Raw genomic sequence first — 21,211 nt, 5'->3', positions numbered from 1 at the left:
CCTGGGGCCGGCATGACCGTCCTTGTCTCCGGGGCGACCAGTCAGATCGGCCGCTTCCTGATTGCCCGCCTTGCACTGACCGGCGTACCGGTGGTGGCCATCAGCCGACGGCCGCAACCGCCGCAGGCGGGCGTGCAATGGCGGACCGGTGACCTGAAGACCGTGCTGGCCGCAGACCTGAACGAGCGCTGGCGTGCCATCGTCAGTTTCAGTCCGATGGACGCCTGGGCGGACTGGCTGGCAGCGCAGGCGGTGGCGCCCGCACCGCGGATCATCGCCACCAGTTCAATGAGCGTGGTGACCAAGCAGGGCTCGGCGCAGAGCGACGAACAGCAGGTGGTGGCCCGACTTCAGTACGGCGAGGACGAACTGGCCCGGCAGGCGGCACGGCTGGGCATGGCGTACACCCTGTTCCGGCCGACCTTGATCTACGGCGCGGGAGTGGACCGCAGCCTGTCGCCGATCGTCGCGCGCGCGCGCCGCCTGCGCCTGTTCCCGATCCCCATGGCCAACGGCATGCGCCAACCCGTGCATGCCGACGATATCGCCCAGGCCGTGCTGGCTGCGCTGGAGAGCGACGCGGTGGACGGCAAGGTGCTGGAGATCGGCGGTGGCGAGCGGCTGGACTACATGCAGATGTTCCGCCGGGTGCATGCCAGCCTGGGCGGCGGCGCGCTGCCCCTGTACCTTCCATTGTCGGCGTTGCGCCTGCTTGCCGCCTTGCTGCCGCGGGCGCGCGGTCCGGTATCCCGGCTGCAGCAGGACCTGATCGCCGACAACCGTGCGCTGGTGTCATTGCTGGGGGTCCACCCAAGGGCGTTCCAGCCGGACGCCAGTACGTGGACGCCGATGACGCCGGAGCAGGCCCGGGCCCGGCTCGGCGGTGGCGCACGCTGATGTCGATCGTGCCCCCCCGCATCGGTGTGGCGTTGTGCACCTACAACGGCGCGCGTTACCTGCAGGCGCAGCTGGACAGCGTGCTGGCCCAGAGCATGCCGGTGGATGAAGTGGTGATTGGCGATGATGGCTCTTCCGATGCAACGCTGAGCATCGTGGCGTCATTCGCCACGCGCGCGCGGTCCATGGGAATCGGAGTCACCGTTGTCCAGCATCAGCGCAACCTCGGCTACGTGCTGAATTTTTCCGACGCCATGCAGCGCTGTCGGGCAGACATCATCTTCCTCTGCGACCAGGACGACGTATGGCACCCCGACCGGGTGGAGGCGGCGGTGCGCCGGTTCCACGCAGACCCGGCGCTGCTGCTCCTGCACAGTGACGCCCGGCTGGTGGATGGCCATGGCGACGCGCTGGGCGGCACCCTGCTGGAGGTGCTCCGCGTCCATCCGGCCGAGATCGACCTGGAGCGCTCCGGCCAGGCTCTGGATGCGATTCTGCTGCGCAACTTCGTCACCGGTGCCACCTGTGCGCTGCGCCGTTCGCTGCTGGCGCAAGGGCTGCCCATCGCCGCGCGCTGGAGCCACGATGAGTGGTTGGCGGTGATTGCATCACTGCAGGGTGGCCTGGACCTGCTGCCGCGGCCGACCATCGATTATCGCCAGCACGGCAGCAATCAGATCGGGGCGTCCCGGCGTTCGTTCCTGCAACGGCTGCGCGGGCTGGATCTGCTGGATGCGGTGGCACGGCAGCGCACGGCCGAACGCCTGCACGCCCTGCAGGCTGTGTTGGACCAGCGCGATGTGAACATCGCGCCGCCGCGCGTGCAGGGCCTGGCGGCGATCGCCTGGCGTATGGCATGGTCGCGCGTGCAGCTTTACCGCAGGCCGGATGTCGGCTGGGCCTGGATCGGTCACGACGCGCCCCGTCTGCTGGCCCGCCTGGCAAACGTCTGTCTGGCCGGCGGCGGCTGGCAGGGTGTAGCAGCCGCCTGCACGGGAGCATGGGCGGGATGGCGGCTGCGCGGCCTGGCCTGATTTGAACTGGGGTGAAACGAGGACGCGGCGGTCAGCTGCGGCTGCGGTGCCTGCGTTAGACTCGGCAGATTCAACTCTGCCCGATTCCCGTGCCCCCACGCTACGATTCCGACGACAACGACGCGTTCGAGGACGACACCGACAGCCACTGGCCGCTGTGGCGCCGTCGCCTGATCACCTGGGGCATGGCCGCCGTGGCGCTGGCGCTGGGTTTCCTCATTCCCTATACGGTGTACCTGAACACCCAGGTCACCCAGCGCTTCGGCGAACTGCGCTGGCAGATTCCCACCCGCGTCTACGCACGGCCGCTGGCATTGGCGCCGGGCGTGGCCATGGATGCGCAGACGCTCAAGACCGAGCTGGCGGCATCGGCCTACCGTGATGACGGCACCGGCAAGGCGCCGGCCACCTTCAGCCAGGACGGCGGCCGCTTCGTGGTGTCCAGCCGCGGTTACAACGACGTCGACGGCAAGGTCGCGCCGCGTAGGATCGAGCTGAGTCTGTCCGGTGGCCAGGTCGCCTCGCTGCGCGACGCAGACAGCCGCAAGGCGCTCAAGGCCGCGCGGCTGGACCCGGCGCGTATCGCCACCCTGTACGGCCAGAAGCAGGAAGAGCGCCGCCTGGTCCGGCTCGAAGACACCCCCGAGCTGCTGGTCACCGGCCTGCAGGCGGTGGAGGACAAGGATTTCAACCGTCACCATGGCATCGACCTGAGCGGCATCGCGCGCGCGGTCTGGGTGACCGTGCGCTCCGGCGGCCAGAGCCGCCAGGGCGCTTCCACGCTGACCCAGCAGCTGGCCCGCAGCGGCCTGCTCGGGATCGGCAAGGAACAGACCGTCACCCGCAAGTTCAACGAGGTGCTGTACGCGCTGATCATGGAGGCGCGCTACGACAAGCGCACCATCCTGGAGGCCTACCTCAACCAGGTGTACCTGGGCCAGCGCGGCAGCCAGGCGATCCACGGCATGTCCTCCGGCGCCGAATTCTGGTTCGGTCGTGACCTGTCCTCGCTCAACACCGAACACATCGCGCTGCTGATCGGGCTGGTCAAGGGGCCGTCCTACTACGACCCGCGCCGCAACCCCGAGCGCGCGCTGGACCGGCGCAACTTCGTGCTCGGCAAGCTGCACGAGAACGGCCTGATCGACGACACCGAGCTGCAGCGTGCGCTGAAAGCGCCGCTGGGCGTGCCGAAGAACCCCGGCCTGATCGCCGCCAACCGGTTCCCGGCCTATGTCGACCTGGTGCGCCGCCAGCTGGGCCATGACTACCCCGAAGCCGTGCTGCAGGGCGCTGGCCTGAGCGTGATGACCGGCATGGCGCCCTCGGCCCAGGCCTATGCCGAAGGTGCGGTGACCAAAACGCTGAAGTCGCTGGAAAACAAGCGCCGCCCCGAACTGCAGGCCGGCCTGGTGCTGACCGACGTGCACAACGGCGACGTGCTGGCCGTGGTCGGCAGTCGCGATGTGTCCGAGCCGGGCTTCAACCGCGCCATCGAAGCGCAGCGGCAGGTCGGCTCACTGCTCAAGCCGTTCGTGTACCTGCTGGCGCTGGCCCAGCCGGACAAGTATTCGCTGGCCACCTTCGTCGATGATTCGCCGGTGACCGTGCAGCTCAGCCGCGGCAAGCGCTGGACCCCGGGCAATGCAGACAACCGCAGCCACGGTACCGTGCGCCTGGTCGACGCGCTGGCCAATTCCTACAACCAGGCCACCGTGCGGGTGGGCATGCAGGTGGGGCCGGAGCGGGTCACCCAGCTGATCCACGTGCTGGCCGGGTTGAAGGCCGAGAGCAATCCGTCGGTGATCCTGGGCGCGACCGACCAGAGCCCCTATGCGATGGCGCAGCTTTACCAGTTCCTGGCGTCCGGTGGCGAGATCCAGCCGCTGCACGCCGTGCGCGGCGTGCTCGATCCGCAGGGCAAGCTGCTCAAGCGCTATGACAAGACCCCGGCGCCGGCCCAGGAAGGCGACTCCATCGCCGCCAACCTGATCAGCATCGGCCTGCAGCAGGTGGTGTCCAGCGGCACCGCCGCGCGCCTCAACGCCGATGGCCTGTCGCGCCTGCAGGCGGCCGGCAAGACCGGTACCTCCAACGATGGTCGTGACAGCTGGTATGCCGGCTACACCGGCGACCACCTGGCGGTGGTCTGGATGGGCAACGACCAGAACGAGCAGACCGGCCTGTTCGGCGCCACCGGCGCCATGCGGGTCTGGTCGGGCATCTTCAGCCGCCTGCCGAGCGCGCCGTTGAAGGTCAGCAACAAGGGGCTGGACTGGCAGCCGGTGGAAGCCGGCGGCACCGCCGCCACCGACGAGTCCTGCCCGGGCGCGCGCCGCTTCCCGTTCGTGGTCGGCTACGCGCCGGCCTACACTGCCTGCGTGGCCCCCACCGCATTGCCGGAAGGCGAAGGCGGCGAGGGTGGCGAAGGCGGTGGCTGGCGCAGCTGGTTCGGCCTGGACAAGAAGCCCGAACCGGCCGCCGAGCCGGCGCAGGCCGCTCCCGCGGCCACTCCCCCCGCTCGATGAAGCGCAACGCAAGGCAGCTCCGCATGACGACTTCCCGCACCGTGATCCGTACCGCTTCCGTGCTCGCGCTCGGCCTGGCGTTGGCCGCCTGCGTGTCCACCGCGCCGCCGGTGAAGCCGCCGGTCGACACCACCACGCCGGCACAGCGCATGGCGGCCGTGGATGCCAGCGCCGGCAAGGACGACAAGGAGCTGGATGTGCAGCCGCTGCGCGATGCCGGCATCGAGGACCTGCGCGTGGTGGCCAAGGCCAAGCGCCAGGCCAACGACCTGGCCGGTGCGGCAGAAGCGCTGGACCAGGCGCTGCTGATCAACGAAGGTGATCCGTCGATCGTGCAGGAACGCGCGGAGATCGCGCTGCTGCAGGGCGACTGGGCCCGCGCCGAAACGCTGGCCCGCAAGGCGGTGGAGCTTGGCTCAAAGACCGGCCCGTTGTGCCGCCGCCACTGGGCGACCATCGAACAGGCGCGCCTGGCGCGCGGCGAGAAGGAAAACGCGGCATCGGCGCACGCCCAGCTGGAAGGCTGCACGGTGCCGGGCATCAAGCGCTATTGAAACGGTGCCGGCCAGCGGCCGGCACTACAATGACGGCATGTCCCGCCTTGCCCACGCCAGCAGTGAAGCCCTCAACGAGGGCGGCACGCTCGCCAGCCAACTTGATGCCTTCGTCGCCCGTCCGGCGCAGCTGCGCCTGACCACGGCCATCGCCGAAGCCTTCGACCAGCGCGAGGTGCTGCTGGCCGAAGCCGGCACCGGCACCGGCAAGACCTTCGCCTACCTGGTGCCGGCGCTGCTGTCGGGCCTGAAGACCATCATTTCCACCGGTACCCGCGCGTTGCAGGATCAGCTGTACCACCGCGACCTGCCGCGCGTGCGTGCCGCGCTCGGGGTGGGGCACAGCAGCGCGCTGCTCAAAGGGCGGTCCAATTACCTGTGCCGGTACCGGCTGCAGCAGGCGCGCGGCGAGCCGCGCTTCACTTCGCCGCAGGAAGTGGCGCAGTTCCAGCGCATCCTGGCCTGGTCGGGGCGGACGAAATTCGGTGATATGGCCGAACTTGAAGCGCTGCCTGACGATTCGCCGCTGTACCCGATGGTCACCTCCACGGTGGACAACTGCCTGGGTACCGAGTGCCCGTTCTGGGATGACTGCTTCGTAGTGCAGGCACGCCAGCGTGCACAGGCGGCCGACGTGGTGGTGGTCAACCACCACCTGCTGTTGGCCGACCTGGCGCTCAAACAGGAGGGCTTCGGCGAAATCCTGCCGGGCGCGCAGGCGTTCGTGATCGACGAAGCGCATCAGTTGCCGGAGCTGGCCGCCAATTTCTTCGGCGAAGGATTCGGCATGCGGCCGTGGCAGGAGCTGGCGCGCGACTGCCTGGCCGAGAGCCGCAGCGTGGCCGGTGCGCAGGCCGCGCTGCACGCGCATGCCGGCGCGCTGGAGCAGACCCTGCGCGAGCTGCGCACGGCGATGGACGGCCTGCCCGCGCGCGGTACCCAGTGGCGTGCCCTGGCGGTGCCGCAGGTGCGCGATGGCTTCGATGCCGCGATGAGTGCGCTGGTGGCGCTGCGCGACGTACTGGATGGCGTGCGCGCGTCGTCGCCCGGCCTGGATGCCTGCCACGCGCGGGCGATGGAGGCGGTGTCGCGGTTGTCGCGCTGGTTGGGCGATGATGCGCCGCTGCTGGACTTCGATACCGACCCGGAGCAGGTTCCAGCACCGGCCGAGGTGCTCTGGTATGAGCTCACCCCGCGCGGCTTCCGCTGCCAGCGCACGCCGATGGATGTGTCCGGACCGCTGCGCGAGCACCGCCAGCGTTCGATGGCGGCGTGGATATTCACCTCGGCCACGCTGACGGTGGACGGCAGGTTCGAGCACATCGCCCAGCGGCTGGGCCTGGACGACCCGATCACGTTGCTGCAGCCCAGTCCGTTCGACTGGGCCCAACAGGCGCTGTGCTATCTGCCGACCGACCTGCCGGATCCGGCCGCGCGTGGCTTTGGTACCGCGCTGATCCGCGCGCTGACCCCGGTGCTGGAGGCATCGGGCGGGCGCGCATTCCTGTTGTTTGCCTCGCATCGCGCATTGCGCGAAGCCGCCGAAGCGCTGCGCGACGCGCCGTGGCCGTTGTTCGTGCAGGGTGAGGCGCCGCGCGCCACGCTGCTGCAGCGCTTCCGCGAATCGGGCAACGGCGTGCTGCTGGGCTCGGCCAGCTTCCGCGAGGGCGTGGACGTGGTGGGCGATGCGTTGAGCGTGGTGGTGATCGACAAGCTGCCGTTCGCCGCCCCTGATGACCCGGTGTTCGAGGCACGGCTGGATGCAATCCGACGCGATGGCGGCAATCCGTTCCGCGACGAGCAGCTGCCGCAGGCGGTGATCGCGCTCAAGCAGGGCGTGGGGCGGCTGATCCGCAGCGAGACCGACCGGGGCGTGCTGGTGCTGTGCGACCCGCGCCTGGTCAGCCGCAGCTACGGCCGCACCTTCCTGGATTCGCTGCCGCCGTTCCGGCGCACCCGTTCGCTGGGCGATGTGCAGACCTTCTTTGCGCCACAATGGCCTGCCACTGCTGCCGACACCGGGACTGCCAGTCCCGCCGCGGTTGCCGATGCCTTTCCTACTTCCCTGTTCTGATCCCCATGAAACTGCTCGCCTTTGAAACCGCCACCGAAGCCTGCTCCGTTGCCCTGTACGTGGATGGGCAGGTGCGTGAGCGCTTCGAGATCGCCCCGCGCCGCCATGCCGAACTGAGCCTGCCCTGGGCCGAGGAACTGCTGGCCGAGGCCGGGCTGGCGCGCTCGCAGCTGGACGCGATTGCCCTGGGGCGGGGGCCCGGCGCGTTCACCGGCGTGCGGCTGGCGATTGCCATCGCACAAGGCATCGCGCTGGCGCTGGATCGCCCGTTGATCCCGGTCTCCACCCTGCAGGTGCTGGCGCTGCGCGCGCCGGCTGAAGCCACCCACGTGCTGAGCAGCATCGATGCGCGCATGGGCGAGGTCTATGCGGCGCGCCACGTGTGCGTGGATGGCCAGTGGCAGCTGCAGGGCGAGGAAGTGGTGTGTGCGCCGGAGGCCGTGGAACTGCCCGATGGCAGCCGCTGGTTCGGCGTCGGCACCGGCTTCGGCGCGGCCGAGGGCGTGCTGGCCACGCGGCTTGCCGATCAGCTGGACGGTGTCGACGCGCAGGCATTGCCGCGTGCCTCCGACCTGCTGGCGCTGGCGGTACCGATGTTCGAGCGCGGCGAGGCGATGGCCCCGGAGCTGGTTGAACCGGCTTACCTGCGCAACAACGTCGCCCTGACCCTGGTCGAACAGCAGGCCGCGCGGGCGGCAAAGCAGCGCTGATCAATCAGAGCGCCCGGAGCCGGCGTTACCGGTCGTCGCGCAGCTCGCCGCCGGGCAGGAACACCCAGGTCCGGGTGACCTGCAGGATATCCACGCCGTCATCGGTCTTGGGCAGCGGCGGGAACGGCTGGGCCAGGCGGATTACCCGCAGCGCGGTTTCATCCAGCAGCGGCGTGCCGCTGCTGCGCAGGATCCGGCTGCTTTCCACGCTGCCATCGCGGCGCACGCCCACGGTGATCACCACCTGGCCGCCCAGCCGGCGCTGGCGCGCCTCATCGGGGTAGTTGAGGTTGCCCACGCGTTCGGCGCGGTCCACCCACGCGCGCAGGTAATTGGCGTAGGCGTATTCGCGGGTGCTGGCCGACACGAACTTGCGGTTCGGGCGCTTGGCGTACTGCGCCGAACGCAGGTGCACCTCGGCGGCCAGTCGGGCCATTTCGGCATCGCGCTGTTCGCGCGCGGTCATCGCCGCGTCCGGCTGCGGATTCTCCGGCAGTGGCTGTGGCTGCGCCTCGGCGATCGGGTCGGGGCTGTTGCGGCTGGCCACCACCCGCGCCTGCGGCGGTGGCGGGCGCGCGGCATCCTGGCGCTGCTGCGGCACCGGCGACAGCCCCGCCTGCGGCTGCGGCACGATCCCGGTCTGGTTGTCACGCGGGCGCTGCGCCTTGTCGTGGTCGCCGCCGCCCTGCTGGTTGGCCTGGGCCAGGAAGTCGGCCTGCCTGGGGGTCAGCGGGGTCTGGGTCTGGCTGAAGATCACGTCCAGGGTCGGCACCAGCGCGGCGTTGTCGCTGACCGCGAAGCCCACCCCCAGGATCAGCAGCGCATGCACCAGCGCCGACAGCGCCAGGGTCGCGCCCAGGCGCTGCGATTCGCGGGCCTGCAGGGGCACCATCGGGGCGACCGCCGTACTCATTGCGCCAGGCTGGCCTCGATCGCGTCGAACAGGGTGCCGGCGATGTTCAGCCCGAACTGCGCATCCAGTTCGCGCACACAGGTGGGGCTGGTGACGTTGACCTCGGTGAGGTAATCACCGATCACGTCCAACCCCACGAAGCGCATGCCACGGCGCTTCATTTCCGGCCCAACCTGGGCGGCGATCCAGCGGTCGCGCTCGCTCAGCGGGCGGCCTTCGCCGCGACCACCGGCGGCCAGGTTGCCGCGGAACTCGTCGCCCTGCGGAATCCGCGCCAGGCAATAGTCCACCGGCTCTCCGTCGACCAGCAGGATGCGCTTGTCGCCGGCGGTGATGTCGGGGATGAATTTCTGCGCCAGGGTCAGCCTGCGCTCGCCATCGGTCAGCGTTTCCAGGATCACGTTGAGGTTGGGATCACCGGTGCCGCTGCGGAAGATCGAGCGCCCGCCCATGCCGTCCAGCGGCTTGAGCACGGCTTGGCCATGTTCCAGCACGAACGCCTTCAGGTCGGCGTGGCGGCGGCTGACCAGGGTCGGTGGGCAGCACTGCGGGAAGAGCAGGGCGGCCAGCTTCTCGTTGTAGTCGCGCAGGCCCTGCGGGTCGTTCACCACCATCGCGCCCGCCTGCTGGGCCACGCCCAGCACCTGGGTGTCGTAGATGAATTCGGCATCCACCGGCGGATCCTTGCGCATCAGCACCACCTGGCCGGGGCCGAAGGTGGTCTGGCTGAATTCGCCCAGCGTGAACCAGTCATGCTTGTCGTCGCGCACCTGCAGCGGCGCGGTACGGGCCATCGCCACCCCGTCGCGCAGCGCCAGCCCGCCGGGGCTGACGTAGTGCAGGGCATGGCCACGGCGCTGGGCTTCCAGCAGCATGGCGAAGGTGGTGTCCTTGGCGATCTTGATATGGGCGATGGCATCCATCACCACGATGACGTTCAACGGCATGGTCGCAACCTGGCGGGCAGGCGCTGATGGTAGCGGCAATGCGCCCGTATTGCCTGCCCGGAGCGGCGGAACGCAGCGTCCGGCGGTCTTCACGCTTTGCGCAGTTCCGGGCCGGGCCGGTTCGCGGGGGGCGCTCCCGGCTTGGCTTGGGAAGCACACCCTTGATGACGGCCGCGTGGTGGGATATAGATACGCTTTCGCAGCGGCGCCGGACCAAAGCAGAAGCGTCGCGCGCTCGGGGAAAGGTAATGACTGAAAACATGGCTGCGGGTGGGGAACTCGCAGGGCTCAGGGTGATGGTCATCGATGATTCGAAGACCATCCGCAGAACGGCCGAAACGCTGCTCAAGCGTGAAGGCTGCGAAGTAGTGACCGCGACCGATGGTTTCGAGGCGTTGGCGAAGATCGCCGACACACAGCCGCAGATCATCTTCGTGGACATCATGATGCCCCGTCTCGACGGGTATCAGACCTGCGCGCTGATCAAGAACAACCAGCTGTTCAAGGCCACGCCAGTGATCATGCTGTCGTCCAAGGACGGCCTGTTCGACAAGGCGCGCGGTCGCATCGTGGGCTCGGAGCAGTACCTGACCAAGCCTTTCACGCGTGAAGAACTGCTGGGTGCCATCCGCACATACGTAAACGCCTGACCAGGGGGGAAAGGCACAATGGCTCGAATCGTTCTGATCGAGGACTCACCGACCGACCGGGCGGTGTTCATCCAATGGTTGACCAAGGCCGGGCACGAAGTGCTCGAGGCCGGCAACGCCGAGGACGGGATCAAGCTCGTCCAGGAACACCAGCCGCAGCTCGTGCTGATGGACGTGGTGCTGCCGGGCATGAGCGGCTTCCAGGCGACCCGCGCGCTGAACCGCGATGAGAAGACCAAGGCCATCCCGGTGATCATCGTGAGTACCAAGGCGATGGAAACCGACAAGGCCTGGGGGCTGCGCCAGGGCGCGGCTGCCTATGTGGTCAAGCCACCGCGCGAAGAAGACCTGATCGCGCAGATCAATGAACTGCTGGTGTCCTGATGCGTTCTCCCTTCGACATCCTTGAAGCCTACGAACGGCGCAGCCTGGCCCATGCGGTGCAGCTGCCCGAGCGGCAGTTCGCCCAGGACCTGTGGCGCGGCGTCGGCTACCGGGTCGGCAAGCGCCACCTGGTCTCGGACTTCCGCGAGGTGGTCGAAATCGTGCCGATGCCGCCGATCACCCCGGTGCCTGGCGCGCAGCCGTGGCTGCTGGGCGTGGGCAACCTGCGTGGCAACCTGTTCCCGGTGGTCGACCTGAAGTACTTCATGGAAGGCGAGCGCACCGTGCAGCAGGAAGGCCAGCGGGTGCTGATCATGCGGCAGGCCGGCGGCGACGTTGCCCTGACCATCGATGAACTGTTCGGCCAGCGCAGCTTCCAGCTGGACCAGGACATCGAGAGCGGCGACCTGGCCAGCGGCCGTTACGCCCATTTCATCGACCGCGCGTTCCATGGCGACGGCCACGACTGGGGCGTGTTCTCGCTCTCGCTGTTGTCGCGTACCCCCGAATTCAGGCAGGCCGCGGCGTGAACGCTGCAGCCTGCCTCACTGCATTGAAGATCGAGGTTGAACGATGAGTACTTCTTCGGAAACCGCCAAGGCCGGCAAGCTGGGCACGGTAGGAACCAATTTCTGGCTGGGCCTGCTGGCCCTGTCGATGATCGTGTTCGGCGTCAACACCGGCGTGGCCACCTGGCAGGGCAGTCGCCTGGCCGGTGCCAGTACCGGCGCGGCCGATCTCCAGGTGCTGTCCCAGCAGCTGGCCAACCAGGGCCGTGAAGCGGTCTCGGGCAACGCCCAGGCGTTCACCGCCTTCAAGGACACCAAGGCCCGCATCGAAAGTACCGTGAGCAGCCTGCAGGGCCGCTACGGCAGCGAAGCCAACGTGTCCGGTCCGCTCAACCAGCTGACCCAGACCTGGGAGCCGCTCGGCAAGAGCGCCGCCCAGCTGGTGGCCAGCGAACCGGCGGTGCTGGCCCTGGCCGGCAACGCCAACAACTTCGTCAACGGCGTGCCTGCCCTGCAGGCCCAGCTGAACGAAGTGGTGCGCGCCATGTCGGCCAGCGGCGCCCCGGCGTCGCAGGTCTACAACGCCCTGCAGCAGGTCGTGGTGGTGGGCTCGATGGCCCGCCGGGTGACCGAAATGCGCGCCGGTGGCGGCAACGCCGCCGCCGCGGGCGACGCGCTGGCCCGCGACTCGGTGGTGTTCACCCAGGTGCTGGACGCGCTGCGCAACGGCAACGAAGAACTGGGCATCGCCCCGGTCCGCAATGCCGCCGCGCTGGCCGCGCTGGAGCAGTCGCAGAAGCAGTGGGACACCATGAAGCAGGACGCCGACGCGATCCTGGCCAGCTCGCGCCAGCTGTTCTCGGCGCAGTCCTCGGCCGCGGCGCTGACCGGCGGTTCGACCAAGATGCTCGATGACAGCAAGAAGCTGTTCGAGGCGTTCTCCTCGTTCGGTTCGGTGCGTGATACCCGCCTGTTCCCGAACTTCTGGCTGGGCGTGATCTCCGGCGCACTGTCGCTGATCGCCATCATCGGCTTCGTCAGCAGCACCGTGCGCAGCCGTTCGCGCGAACAGGAACTGCGTTACCAGACCCAGGTGGAATTCAACAGCCGCAACCAGCAGGCCATCATGCGGCTGCTGGACGAAATCAGCTCGCTGGGTGAGGGCGACCTGACCGTAAAGGCCTCGGTGACCGAGGACATGACCGGCGCCATCGCAGACGCAATCAACTACGCCGTGGACGAACTGCGCCACCTGGTGACCACCATCAACGACACGTCGGCCAAGGTCGCCGTGTCCACCCAGGAAACCCAGGCCACGGCCATGCAGCTGGCCGAAGCGGCGGGCCACCAGGCCAACCAGATCACCTCGGCATCGGACCGCATTGGCGAAATCGCGTCGAGTATTGAACAGGTGTCGCGCAACTCCGCCGAGTCGGCCGACGTGGCACAGCGCTCGGTGGTCATCGCCGCCGAAGGCGCCGGCGTGGTGCGTGAAACGATCCAGGGCATGGACCAGATCCGCGACCAGATCCAGGAAACCTCCAAGCGCATCAAGCGCCTGGGCGAGTCCTCGCAGGAAATCGGCTCGATCGTGGAACTGATCAACGACATTTCCGAGCAGACCAACATCCTGGCGTTGAACGCCGCGGTGCAGGCGGCCTCGGCCGGTGAAGCCGGCCGTGGTTTCGCCGTGGTGGCCGACGAAGTGCAGCGCCTGGCAGAACGCACCTCCGGTGCGACCCGCCGAATCGAGAACCTGGTCCAGGCCATTCAGGCCGATACCAACGAAGCGGTCAGCTCGATGGAGCAGACCACCGCCGAAGTGGTGTCCGGTGCACGCCTGGCCGAGGATGCCGGTACTGCACTGACCGAAATCGAACGCGTGTCCAACGCGCTCAACAACCTCATCAAGAACATCTCGATCGCCGCCCAGCAGCAGTCGTCGGCCGCGTCGGACATCACCCGCACCATGGGCGTGATCCGTCAGATTACCGGCCAGACCTCGCAGGGCGCGGGACAGACCGCCGAGTCGATCGGTCATTTGGCACAGCTGGCGGCCGACCTGCGCCGCTCGGTTGCCGACTTCAAGCTGCCGGCGTGAGCCGCGGGCAGGGCGGAGAGGGAAGGAATCAGCAGATGATGCATCGCGATAAAGCACAGCACGACATGCGCGCCCACCTGCCGGGAGACCTGGCATGAGCACGCTGCGCGATGCCATGAGCCACGCCGCCCTGGGCTGGGTGAAGCCGGAGCTGGACGAGACCCTGCGCCAGGTGCGCAACGAGCTCGAGTACTACGCCGAAGACCCTGCCGATGGCAGCCGCATGCGTTTCTGCGCCGGCTACCTGCACCAGGTGCAGGGCACCCTGCGCATGGTCGAGCTGTATGCCCCGGCGATGGTGGCCGAGGAGATGGAACAGCTGGCCAATGCCATCGGCGCCGGGGAAGTCCCCGACCGCGACGAAGCCTGCGCCACCCTGATGCGCGGCAGCGTGCTGCTGCCCGATTACCTGGAGCGCCTGCAGAACGGTCACCGCGACATCCCGATCGTGCTGCTGCCGCTGCTGAATGACATCCGCCTGGCGCGCGCCGCGCCGGTGATCAATGAAAGCGTGCTGTTCGCGTTCGCGCCGGACAGTGCCAGCGCCACCGAGGCCGAACTGGACCACGCACGTGGCAGCCTGAGCGGCCGCAACCGCGAGCTGCTCGACACCGTGGGCAATGCGGTCAAGGAAGAGCTGCTGCGCATCAAGGACGCACTGGACCTGCACCTGCGTACGGGCGGCGAGCCGGCCCAGCTGCAGACCCAGGTCAACGAACTGGGCGCGGTCGCCGACACCCTGGGCATGATGGGCCTGGGCGTGGCCCGCGGCGTGGTCGTGCAGCAGCGCGATGCGCTGCGTGGCGTGGTCGACGGGCAGCAGCAGATCGATGAAACCCTGCTGCTGGATATCGCCGGTGCGCTGCTGTACGTGGATGCCTCGCTGGACGACCAGGTCGCCCACCTCGGCGCCGGCGGCAGTGGTGAAGATGATCCGAGCGCGGCCGAAGGCCGGCGTACCGTTGAAGTGCTTGCCCACGAGGCCATCGCCAACTTCTCGGCCGCGCGCGAGCATTTCGTCGCGTTCATCGAAACCAACTGGAACCACGAGCAGCTGCACGAAGTGCCACGCCTGCTGGGCGAGGTCGCCGGCGCGCTGCGCATGCTCGACCTTTCCACGCCGGCCGATTACCTGCAGGGCGTGCGCCAGTACATCGCGGTCGAGCTGATCGGCCGCCAGCGCGTCCCCAGCGGCCGCCAGCTGGACACCCTGGCCGACGCCATGGCCAGCCTGGAGTATTACCTCGAAGCCCTGCGCGAACGCCGCCAGGGTCGCGACGACATTCTCGACATCACCCGCACCAGCCTGGAAACGCTGCGCTACTGGCCGCTGCCGGACGAAAATGCCGCCCCGGTCGATGCCAGCGCCGAAGCGCTGCCGGTTGCCCCGGAACACGTGGAGCTGACCGGATGGGATGCCCCCGTGCTGGCCCCGGTGGAAACGGCGGTCACGCCGGCCGCCCCGGCACCGGGCGACGTTCCTTCGCCGCCGCTGCCGGACTTCACCTTCGAGCCGCTGCCTGAAGTCGCTGCCGCCGCGCCCGTCGCGCCGGCCAGCAAGCCGGCGCCGACGCTGGTGTTCGAAGCGTCGACCGCCCCGGTCGCTGCGGACGCGCCGCAGTGGACGCTGCACAGCGAACCGGCGCGTACCGATGACGCTCCCACCTTCGCCCACTTCGATCCGGTGCTGGCGGAAGAGGCCAGCGTCGGCACGTCGTGGCAGGCCGCACCGGCAACCGACATCGCACCGATCGCCCTGGATGGCGTGGACGCGACGCCGTCCGACACCGCAGCACCGATCGCCACCGGGTTCGACCCGGTCGCCGCCGAACACGATGCACTGGAACTGAGCGACGAGCCGATCGAATTCACCTTCGACGAGCCGCTGCACAATGCCGGCGACGTGCTCTCGCTGCAGATCGACGATGCGCCGGCCACCGACTCCAGCGAGCTGGATGTACAGGCGCTGCCGGCGTTCCTGCAGGAGCAGGCCGAGCCGGTTGAAGACGAACCGGTTGAAGCGGTCGCTGTACCGGCCGAAGACCTGATCGATGCCCGCCAGGACGAGGCTCGCGAAGACGAAGCTGCCATCGAAGCAACGGGCGTGGGCTCCGTCGCTGGCGTGCAGGAAGCCGTGATCAGCAAGATCGAGCTGGACGACGAATCCGCGCGCTTCCTTGCCGAGCTGGATGCCGCCGCCGCGCAGTTCTCCACCGCGCCGGCTGTCGAGGCGCCTGCCGTGGTCGACGCGCCGGTTGCCGCTGACGAGCCGGGCACCATCGACGCCGGCTTCGAGGACGATGGCGAGAACATCGACCAGGATATCCGCGACGTCTTCATCGAAGAGTTCGACGAGGAACTGGTCAACCTGGGCAACCTGCTGCCGGTGTGGCGCATGGCCCCGGACAACATGGACCGCCTGCGTCCGATCCGCCGCGTGTTCCACACCCTGAAGGGCAGTGGCCGCCTGGTTGGCGCGCGCACCCTGGGCGAGTTCAGCTGGAAGATCGAAGGCATGCTCAACCGCGTGCTGGACGGCAGCCGCCCGGCATCGCCGGCGGTGGTGGCAATGGTCACCCAAGCCTATGAAGTGCTGCCGCAGCTCAACGCTGCGCTGCGCGATGGCAGCCGCGTGAGCGCGGACCTCCAGGCCATGCAGGGTATCGCCGACCGCGTTGCCGCGGGCGAGGAAACCTTCCATGTGCCGCTGCAGCGGCCGACTCCGGCCGCCGCGCCGGTGGAGCCGACCGACGTGGTCGTGGCCGACGTCGCGCAGGAAGCCGCCGAAATCGAGGCTGTCGAGGCGGTCGAGGAAACCGGCGGAACCCCGGCCAACATCGACGAGGTGCTGCGCGAAATCCTGGAGGCCGAAGTCGAGGCCCACCACGCCACGCTGCAGGCCTGGCTGGAAGAAGCACAGGCGGCGCCGCAACCGGTCACCGATACCCTGTTGCGCGCGGTGCACACCATGAATGGTGCGTTCGCGATGACCGACGTGCCGGAAATCACCGCTGTCACCGGTAACGCCGAGAGCTTCATCAAGCGCTCGCTGGCGGCCGATGCGGTGCCGGGCACCGAAGGCGTCGAGGCACTGGCCGCTGCCGCCGTTGCGATCCGTACCACGATGGTCGCGCTGCAGGCCGAAGCCCCGCGCATTCCGTCGCAGGCTGCGCTGGCCGAACGCCTGCAGGCGCTGGCCGAAACGCTTCCCGAAGCACGTTGGCCGGCACTGGTTGCCGACGATGGCATGGACCTGGACGGTGATGACGCCGACGAACTGGATGCCGTCGCCGATGCATCCCAGGCCGCGCACGATGTCACCGCGCATGAGCTGGCCGCGTTCTCCGCACAGTTCGATGAGCGCAATGGCTACGCCGTTGCCGACGACAGCACCGACACCGGGCTGCAGCAGGCCATCGTCGAGGCCGACGCGCTGTCGCTGGTCGACGCCGGCGAAACGGCCGACGATGCCCTGGTGGTCGATGAGCTGACGGGCAGCGACGATCTTTCGGCCTACTTCAACGCCGAGCTGGTGACCCCGTTCGATGCGCCGTCCAGCGCGCCGATCGATACCACGCCGGAAACCGTGGATGCCCCCATCGTCGAGCACGGCCTGGAAGCGGTGGAGCTGACGGGTGCGGACGATCTGTCGCGCTTCTACGAACACACCCTGCCGGACACGGTGGAGGTTTCGGACGCAGCTGCCGCGGAAACGTCGCAGCCGCTCGACATCGTCGCCGAAGAGATCGTGGCCGAAGCGGTCGTGGCCGAAGAAATCGTGGCCGAAGAGATCCAGGCCATCGAACTGGAGGCCGTGGAAGTCGAGGCGCTGCACGACGTGATCGAATCGGAGGCAGACGCACCGGTCACCGCCGATGACAGCGCCGGGTACAGCCTGGATGCCATCGAAGAGAACGAAGACGCTGCGGTTCTGGAAGACGTCATCCCGTCGACCCCCGCGTTCGGCGAATCGGTTGAACTGCAGCAGGCGCTGGACGATGGCCTGACCATCGTCGACGGTCCCGATGCGGAAGCGACCGTCGAAGACGCACCGGTGCTGGGCCTGGATGCCCGCCACGAAGCACTGGACGAGCGCGATGCGTTCGCCGAGGCCGAAGCAGGCCTGTCCGATGCCGAAGCATCGTCGCCGTCGGCACCGCTGTTCGAACTGGAAGACGCCCCGTTCTCGGCCGCCGTTGCGGCGGACGAAGCGGCCGCCGAAGAAGAGGAACTCGACGACGCCGGTTCGCTGGACTTCAACGTGCTGGACCGCGAGCTGGTCGACATCTTCGTCGAGGAAGGCAAGGACCTGCTCGACCATTGCGATGGCCTGATCAGCGAACTGCGCGCCGCGCCCCAGGACCGCGAAGCGATCGCCGGGCTGCAGCGTGATCTGCACACCCTCAAGGGTGGCGCACGCATGGCCGGCATCAACGCCATCGGCGACCTGGGCCACGGCATCGAATCGCTGCTGGAGGCGGTCGCCGCCAACCGTACCGATATCGACCGTAGCGACGTCCACCTGCTGGAACGCGGCTTCGACCGCCTGCACCAGATGCTGACCCGCACCGGTCGCCACCGCGACGTGGCCATGCCGGACGACCTGATCGCCGCGTTCGAAGCGCGCACGCTGGGCCGCGCCGAAGCAGAAGACGCGCCCGCCGCGCCTGCTGCCGCGGTCGAGGTCCCGGCGGTGGTCGATACGGCCGTTGCGTCGGCACCGTTGTCCGCACCGGTGCCGCTGGAAGCGTCCACTGACGAAGACACCCTGGCGCGTCCGCAGCAGGAGCAGGTGCGCGTGCGCGCCGACCTGCTGGACCGCCTGGTCAACCACGCCGGTGAAGTGGCGATCTACCGTTCGCGCCTTGAACAGCAGCTGGGTGCCTTCCGCGGTGCCATGGGCGAACTGGATCGCACCAATGCGCGCCTGCGCGACCAGCTGCGCCGCCTGGACCTGGAAACCGAAGCCCAGATCGTGGCTCGTTACCAGCGCGAGCAGGAACAGGTCGACCACAAGTTCGACCCGCTGGAACTGGACCGCTTCTCCACGCTGCAGCAGCTCAGCCGTGCGCTGAACGAATCCGCAGCCGACCTTGGCGGCCTGCAGGGCGTGCTGGACGATCTGTCGCGCCAGTACGACGTCCTGCTGCAGCAGCAGTCGCGGGTCAGCTCGGAACTGCAGGATGGCCTGATGCGCGCGCGCATGGTGCCGTTCGACGGCCTGGTGCCGCGCCTGCGCCGCGTGGTCCGCCAGGCCGGCCAGGACACCGGCAAGCAGGTCCACGTCACCCTGGACGGTACCCACGGCGAACTGGACCGCAACGTGCTCGACCGCATGGTCGCGCCGCTGGAACACATGCTGCGCAACTCCGTGGCCCATGGCCTGGAGACCCCGGAGCAGCGTCGCGCCGCCGGCAAGCCGGAGGAAGGCGAGATCGCCATCCGCCTGCGCCGCGAAGGCTCGGAAATCGTGCTGGAAGTGGCCGATGACGGCGCTGGGCTGAACCGCGAGGCGATCCGTCGCCGCGCCGAACAGCGCGGCCTGGTCGAGGCCGACGCCGTGCTCGGCGATGCCGAACTGGACGCGATGATCTTCTCGCCCGGGTTCAGCACCGCCGACCAGGTCAGCCAGCTGGCAGGCCGCGGCGTGGGCATGGACGTGGTGCACAACGAAGTGCGCCAGCTGGGCGGCTCGGTGGACATCCACTCGGTGCCGGGCAAGGGCGTCACCTTCACCCTGCGCCTGCCGCAGACCCTGGCGGTCACCCAGGCGGTGTTCGTGCAGATCGGCGAGACCACCTTCGCGGTGCCGGTCGCCTCGGTCAGCGGTATCGGCCGGATCTCGCGCGAGCGCTTCGAATCGGCCAACGGCGGTTACCACTACGGCGGCGAAGAATTCGCGCTGCACGACCTGGGCACGCTGGTCGGCCAGGGCCAGGCCCGTGCCGAAGGGCAGGACCAGGTGCCGCTGCTGCTGGTGCGCGCCGGTGAACTGCGTGCGGCCGTGGCGATCGACCAGGTGCTGGGCAACCGCGAAATCGTGGTCAAGCCGGTCGGCCTGCAGATCGCCTCGGTACCGGGCATCTACGGTGCCACCATCACCGGCGATGGCCGCGTGGTGGTGATCCTGGACGTCGCCCCGCTGGTGCGCCGTTACCAGGCCAACCCGCTCAAGCCGATCGCGCCGGCCGCGCAGGCAACCGACCGCCAGGCCCCGTTGGTGATGGTGGTCGACGACTCGCTGACCATGCGCAAGGTCACCGGCCGCATCCTGGAGCGCCACAACTTCGAAGTGGCCGTCGCCCGCGACGGTATCGAAGCGCTGGAGCGCCTGGAAGAGCGGGTGCCCGACCTGATGCTGCTGGACATTGAAATGCCGCGCATGGATGGCTATGAACTGGCCACCGCCATGCGCGCCGATCCACGCTACAAGGGCGTGCCGATCGTGATGATCACCTCGCGCAGCGGCGACAAGCACCGTCAACGCGCCTTTGAAATCGGTGTCCAGCGTTACCTGGGCAAGCCGTACCAGGAGCTGGACCTGATGCGTAACGTGTATGACCTGCTGGGGATCGCCCGTGCCCGTGAATGACCTGAACCCGCTGCCGTTGGTGGCACTGCTGGCACGGGTCGGCCCGGCGCGTGAGCGCCTGCGCGAAGCGCTGGCCCAGGCCGGTGCGACCGTGGTGCTGGAAGAGGATCCCAACAGCGTGGATCTGGAAACCCTGGGCGGCGCGGACGCCGGCGCGGTGCTGATCGCGCTGGAACCGGCCATCGAGGATGCGCTTGAACGCCTCGACCCGGTGCTGGCCTCGCCGTCGCTGACGGTCATCTTCGACGAAGCCGAACTGGCTGCGCGCCGCGAAGGCTGGGAAGCCCAGCGCTGGGCGCGCCACCTGGTGGCCAAGCTGCACGGCCATCAGGACGTGCTGCCGCCGGGCGCCGAGCAGGAAGGCCTGCTGCAGCCCGAGCCCGGTCTGCCGCAGACACCTGCCGAACTGCATGCCGATGCGCCGCTGGAATTCCATGTGCGCGAAGCCTTCGACGCCGCCGGCGACGTGCCGCCTGACGGCCTGTACCAGGCGCCGGAAGGCTACAGCGAGCCGATCTCGCTGGAGGAAGCACTGGCCGCCATGCAGGCGCCGGTCGCCGCACCGTCGGCCAGCGTGCCGCCGCCGGTCCCGGCCTCGGCCCCGCCTGTCCCGCGCGCGCCGCTGGGCGACCACAGCAGCTGGTCGCTGGTGGATGAAGACAGCGCGGTACCCGTTGCCGCACCGGCTGCGCCGGTAAGCGCGCCAATCGAAGCCAATGCGTTTGACATCGACCGCCTGTCGCTGGTCGAGCTGGAAGCTGACGCCGACCCCAGCAGCGCCGCACCCGGCGCCGTGCTGGTGCTGGCCGGCATCGGTGGCCCCGACGCGCTGCGCCGGCTGCTGGCCGCGCTGCCGGCCGGGCTGGCGGTGCCGATCCTGGTCTACATGCGCCTGGACGGGGGCCGTTACGGCAACCTGGTCAAGCAGATGGCCCGTGTGTCGGCGTTGCCGGTGGTGTTGGCCGAATCCGACCAGCCGGTGCTGGCCGGCAATGCCTACATCCTGCCCGATGACGTGGGCGTGGCCGTGCACAACCGCGGCCTGCATTTCACCGCGGATGCCAAGGGCATCCAGGTGGCCGCGTTGCCGCCGGCGCACAGCGCCGTGGTGATGCTCAGCGGCAGTGACGTGGCGCTGCTGGACGACGTGCTGTCGCTGGCCGTGGCCGGCGGCTGGGTCGCGGGCCAGACCGGTGAGGGCTGTTACGACCCGATCGCCGCCAACGCGGTGGTTGCCGCCGGCATGGCCGCCGGTGATCCGCCGCAGCTGGCCGCCGCCATCGCCGAACGCTGGGGCGTGAGCGAGTAATCGCCACGC

14 protein-coding genes are annotated in these 21,211 nt (G+C 68.8%); 12 read left to right on the top strand and 2 right to left on the bottom strand.

What is annotated here, in order from left to right:
- Positions 1-12 precede the first annotated feature (12 nt).
- The 6 genes from V9K91_RS00140 to tsaB all read left to right on the top strand — a co-directional run bounded on the left by V9K91_RS00140 (position 13) and on the right by tsaB (position 7,797).
- Complete coding sequence (locus V9K91_RS00140) at positions 13-897, top strand: NAD-dependent epimerase/dehydratase family protein (protein ID WP_306987687.1); 885 nt, start codon at positions 13-15, stop codon at positions 895-897.
- A complete protein-coding gene (locus V9K91_RS00135) occupies positions 897-1,931 on the top strand; it encodes a glycosyltransferase family 2 protein (protein ID WP_336442491.1) in 1,035 nt (344 codons plus the stop codon). The genes V9K91_RS00140 and V9K91_RS00135 overlap by 1 nt, the downstream gene beginning before the upstream one ends.
- Before the next feature lie 89 nt (positions 1,932-2,020).
- Positions 2,021-4,459, top strand: a complete 2,439-nt coding sequence (mrcB, locus tag V9K91_RS00130; RefSeq protein WP_068853727.1) for a penicillin-binding protein 1B — start codon at positions 2,021-2,023, stop codon at positions 4,457-4,459.
- 23 nt (positions 4,460-4,482) lie between these two features.
- Positions 4,483-5,013 (top strand): hypothetical protein, encoded by a 531-nt coding sequence (locus tag V9K91_RS00125; RefSeq protein ID WP_184126766.1) that lies wholly within the window; start codon positions 4,483-4,485, stop codon positions 5,011-5,013.
- Positions 5,014-5,050: 37 nt separating this feature from the next.
- Complete coding sequence (locus V9K91_RS00120) at positions 5,051-7,087, top strand: ATP-dependent DNA helicase (protein WP_336442490.1); 2,037 nt, start codon at positions 5,051-5,053, stop codon at positions 7,085-7,087.
- Positions 7,088-7,092: 5 nt separating this feature from the next.
- Complete coding sequence (gene tsaB, locus V9K91_RS00115) at positions 7,093-7,797, top strand: tRNA (adenosine(37)-N6)-threonylcarbamoyltransferase complex dimerization subunit type 1 TsaB (RefSeq protein ID WP_210130877.1); 705 nt, start codon at positions 7,093-7,095, stop codon at positions 7,795-7,797.
- Positions 7,798-7,822: 25 nt separating this feature from the next.
- Here tsaB and V9K91_RS00110 read toward each other — a convergent pair whose 3' ends face one another.
- The gene (locus V9K91_RS00110) at positions 7,823-8,710 is read right to left on the bottom strand and encodes an energy transducer TonB (protein WP_095364343.1); all 888 of its coding nucleotides are present in this window, start codon (positions 8,708-8,710) and stop codon (positions 7,823-7,825) included.
- Positions 8,707-9,657, bottom strand: coding sequence for a glutathione synthase (gshB, locus tag V9K91_RS00105; protein WP_068853722.1), 951 nt, complete (start codon positions 9,655-9,657; stop codon positions 8,707-8,709). Before gshB ends, V9K91_RS00110 begins: the two co-directional genes overlap by 4 nt.
- Before the next feature lie 248 nt (positions 9,658-9,905).
- On the opposite strand from gshB, the gene pilG reads away from it, so the two are divergent.
- The 6 genes from pilG (at position 9,906) to V9K91_RS00075 (ending at position 21,202) form a co-directional block, all read left to right on the top strand.
- Entirely contained in the window at positions 9,906-10,307 is a 402-nt protein-coding gene (gene pilG / locus V9K91_RS00100; protein ID WP_068853721.1) for a twitching motility response regulator PilG, read from the top strand.
- 18 nt (positions 10,308-10,325) lie between these two features.
- Entirely contained in the window at positions 10,326-10,691 is a 366-nt protein-coding gene (locus V9K91_RS00095; protein WP_068853720.1) for a response regulator, read from the top strand.
- Positions 10,691-11,221, top strand: a complete 531-nt coding sequence (locus V9K91_RS00090; RefSeq protein ID WP_068853719.1) for a chemotaxis protein CheW — start codon at positions 10,691-10,693, stop codon at positions 11,219-11,221. Before V9K91_RS00095 ends, V9K91_RS00090 begins: the two co-directional genes overlap by 1 nt.
- A 43-nt stretch (positions 11,222-11,264) precedes the next feature.
- Positions 11,265-13,301 (top strand): methyl-accepting chemotaxis protein, encoded by a 2,037-nt coding sequence (locus V9K91_RS00085; protein ID WP_068853718.1) that lies wholly within the window; start codon positions 11,265-11,267, stop codon positions 13,299-13,301.
- A 94-nt stretch (positions 13,302-13,395) separates the two neighbouring features.
- Positions 13,396-19,893, top strand: a complete 6,498-nt coding sequence (locus tag V9K91_RS00080) for an Hpt domain-containing protein (protein WP_336442489.1) — start codon at positions 13,396-13,398, stop codon at positions 19,891-19,893.
- Positions 19,859-21,202 carry a chemotaxis protein CheB gene (locus tag V9K91_RS00075; protein ID WP_095364340.1) on the top strand — a complete coding sequence of 448 codons (1,344 nt, stop codon included), beginning with the start codon at positions 19,859-19,861 and terminating at the stop codon, positions 21,200-21,202. Before V9K91_RS00080 ends, V9K91_RS00075 begins: the two co-directional genes overlap by 35 nt.
- Positions 21,203-21,211 lie beyond the last annotated feature (9 nt).

Origin of the sequence: Stenotrophomonas sp. CCNWLW57 (assembly GCF_037203925.1) — a bacterium.
Classification (GTDB): Bacteria; Pseudomonadota; Gammaproteobacteria; order Xanthomonadales; family Xanthomonadaceae; genus Stenotrophomonas; species Stenotrophomonas rhizophila_A.
This window is presented reverse-complemented; position numbering and strand designations above follow the sequence as displayed.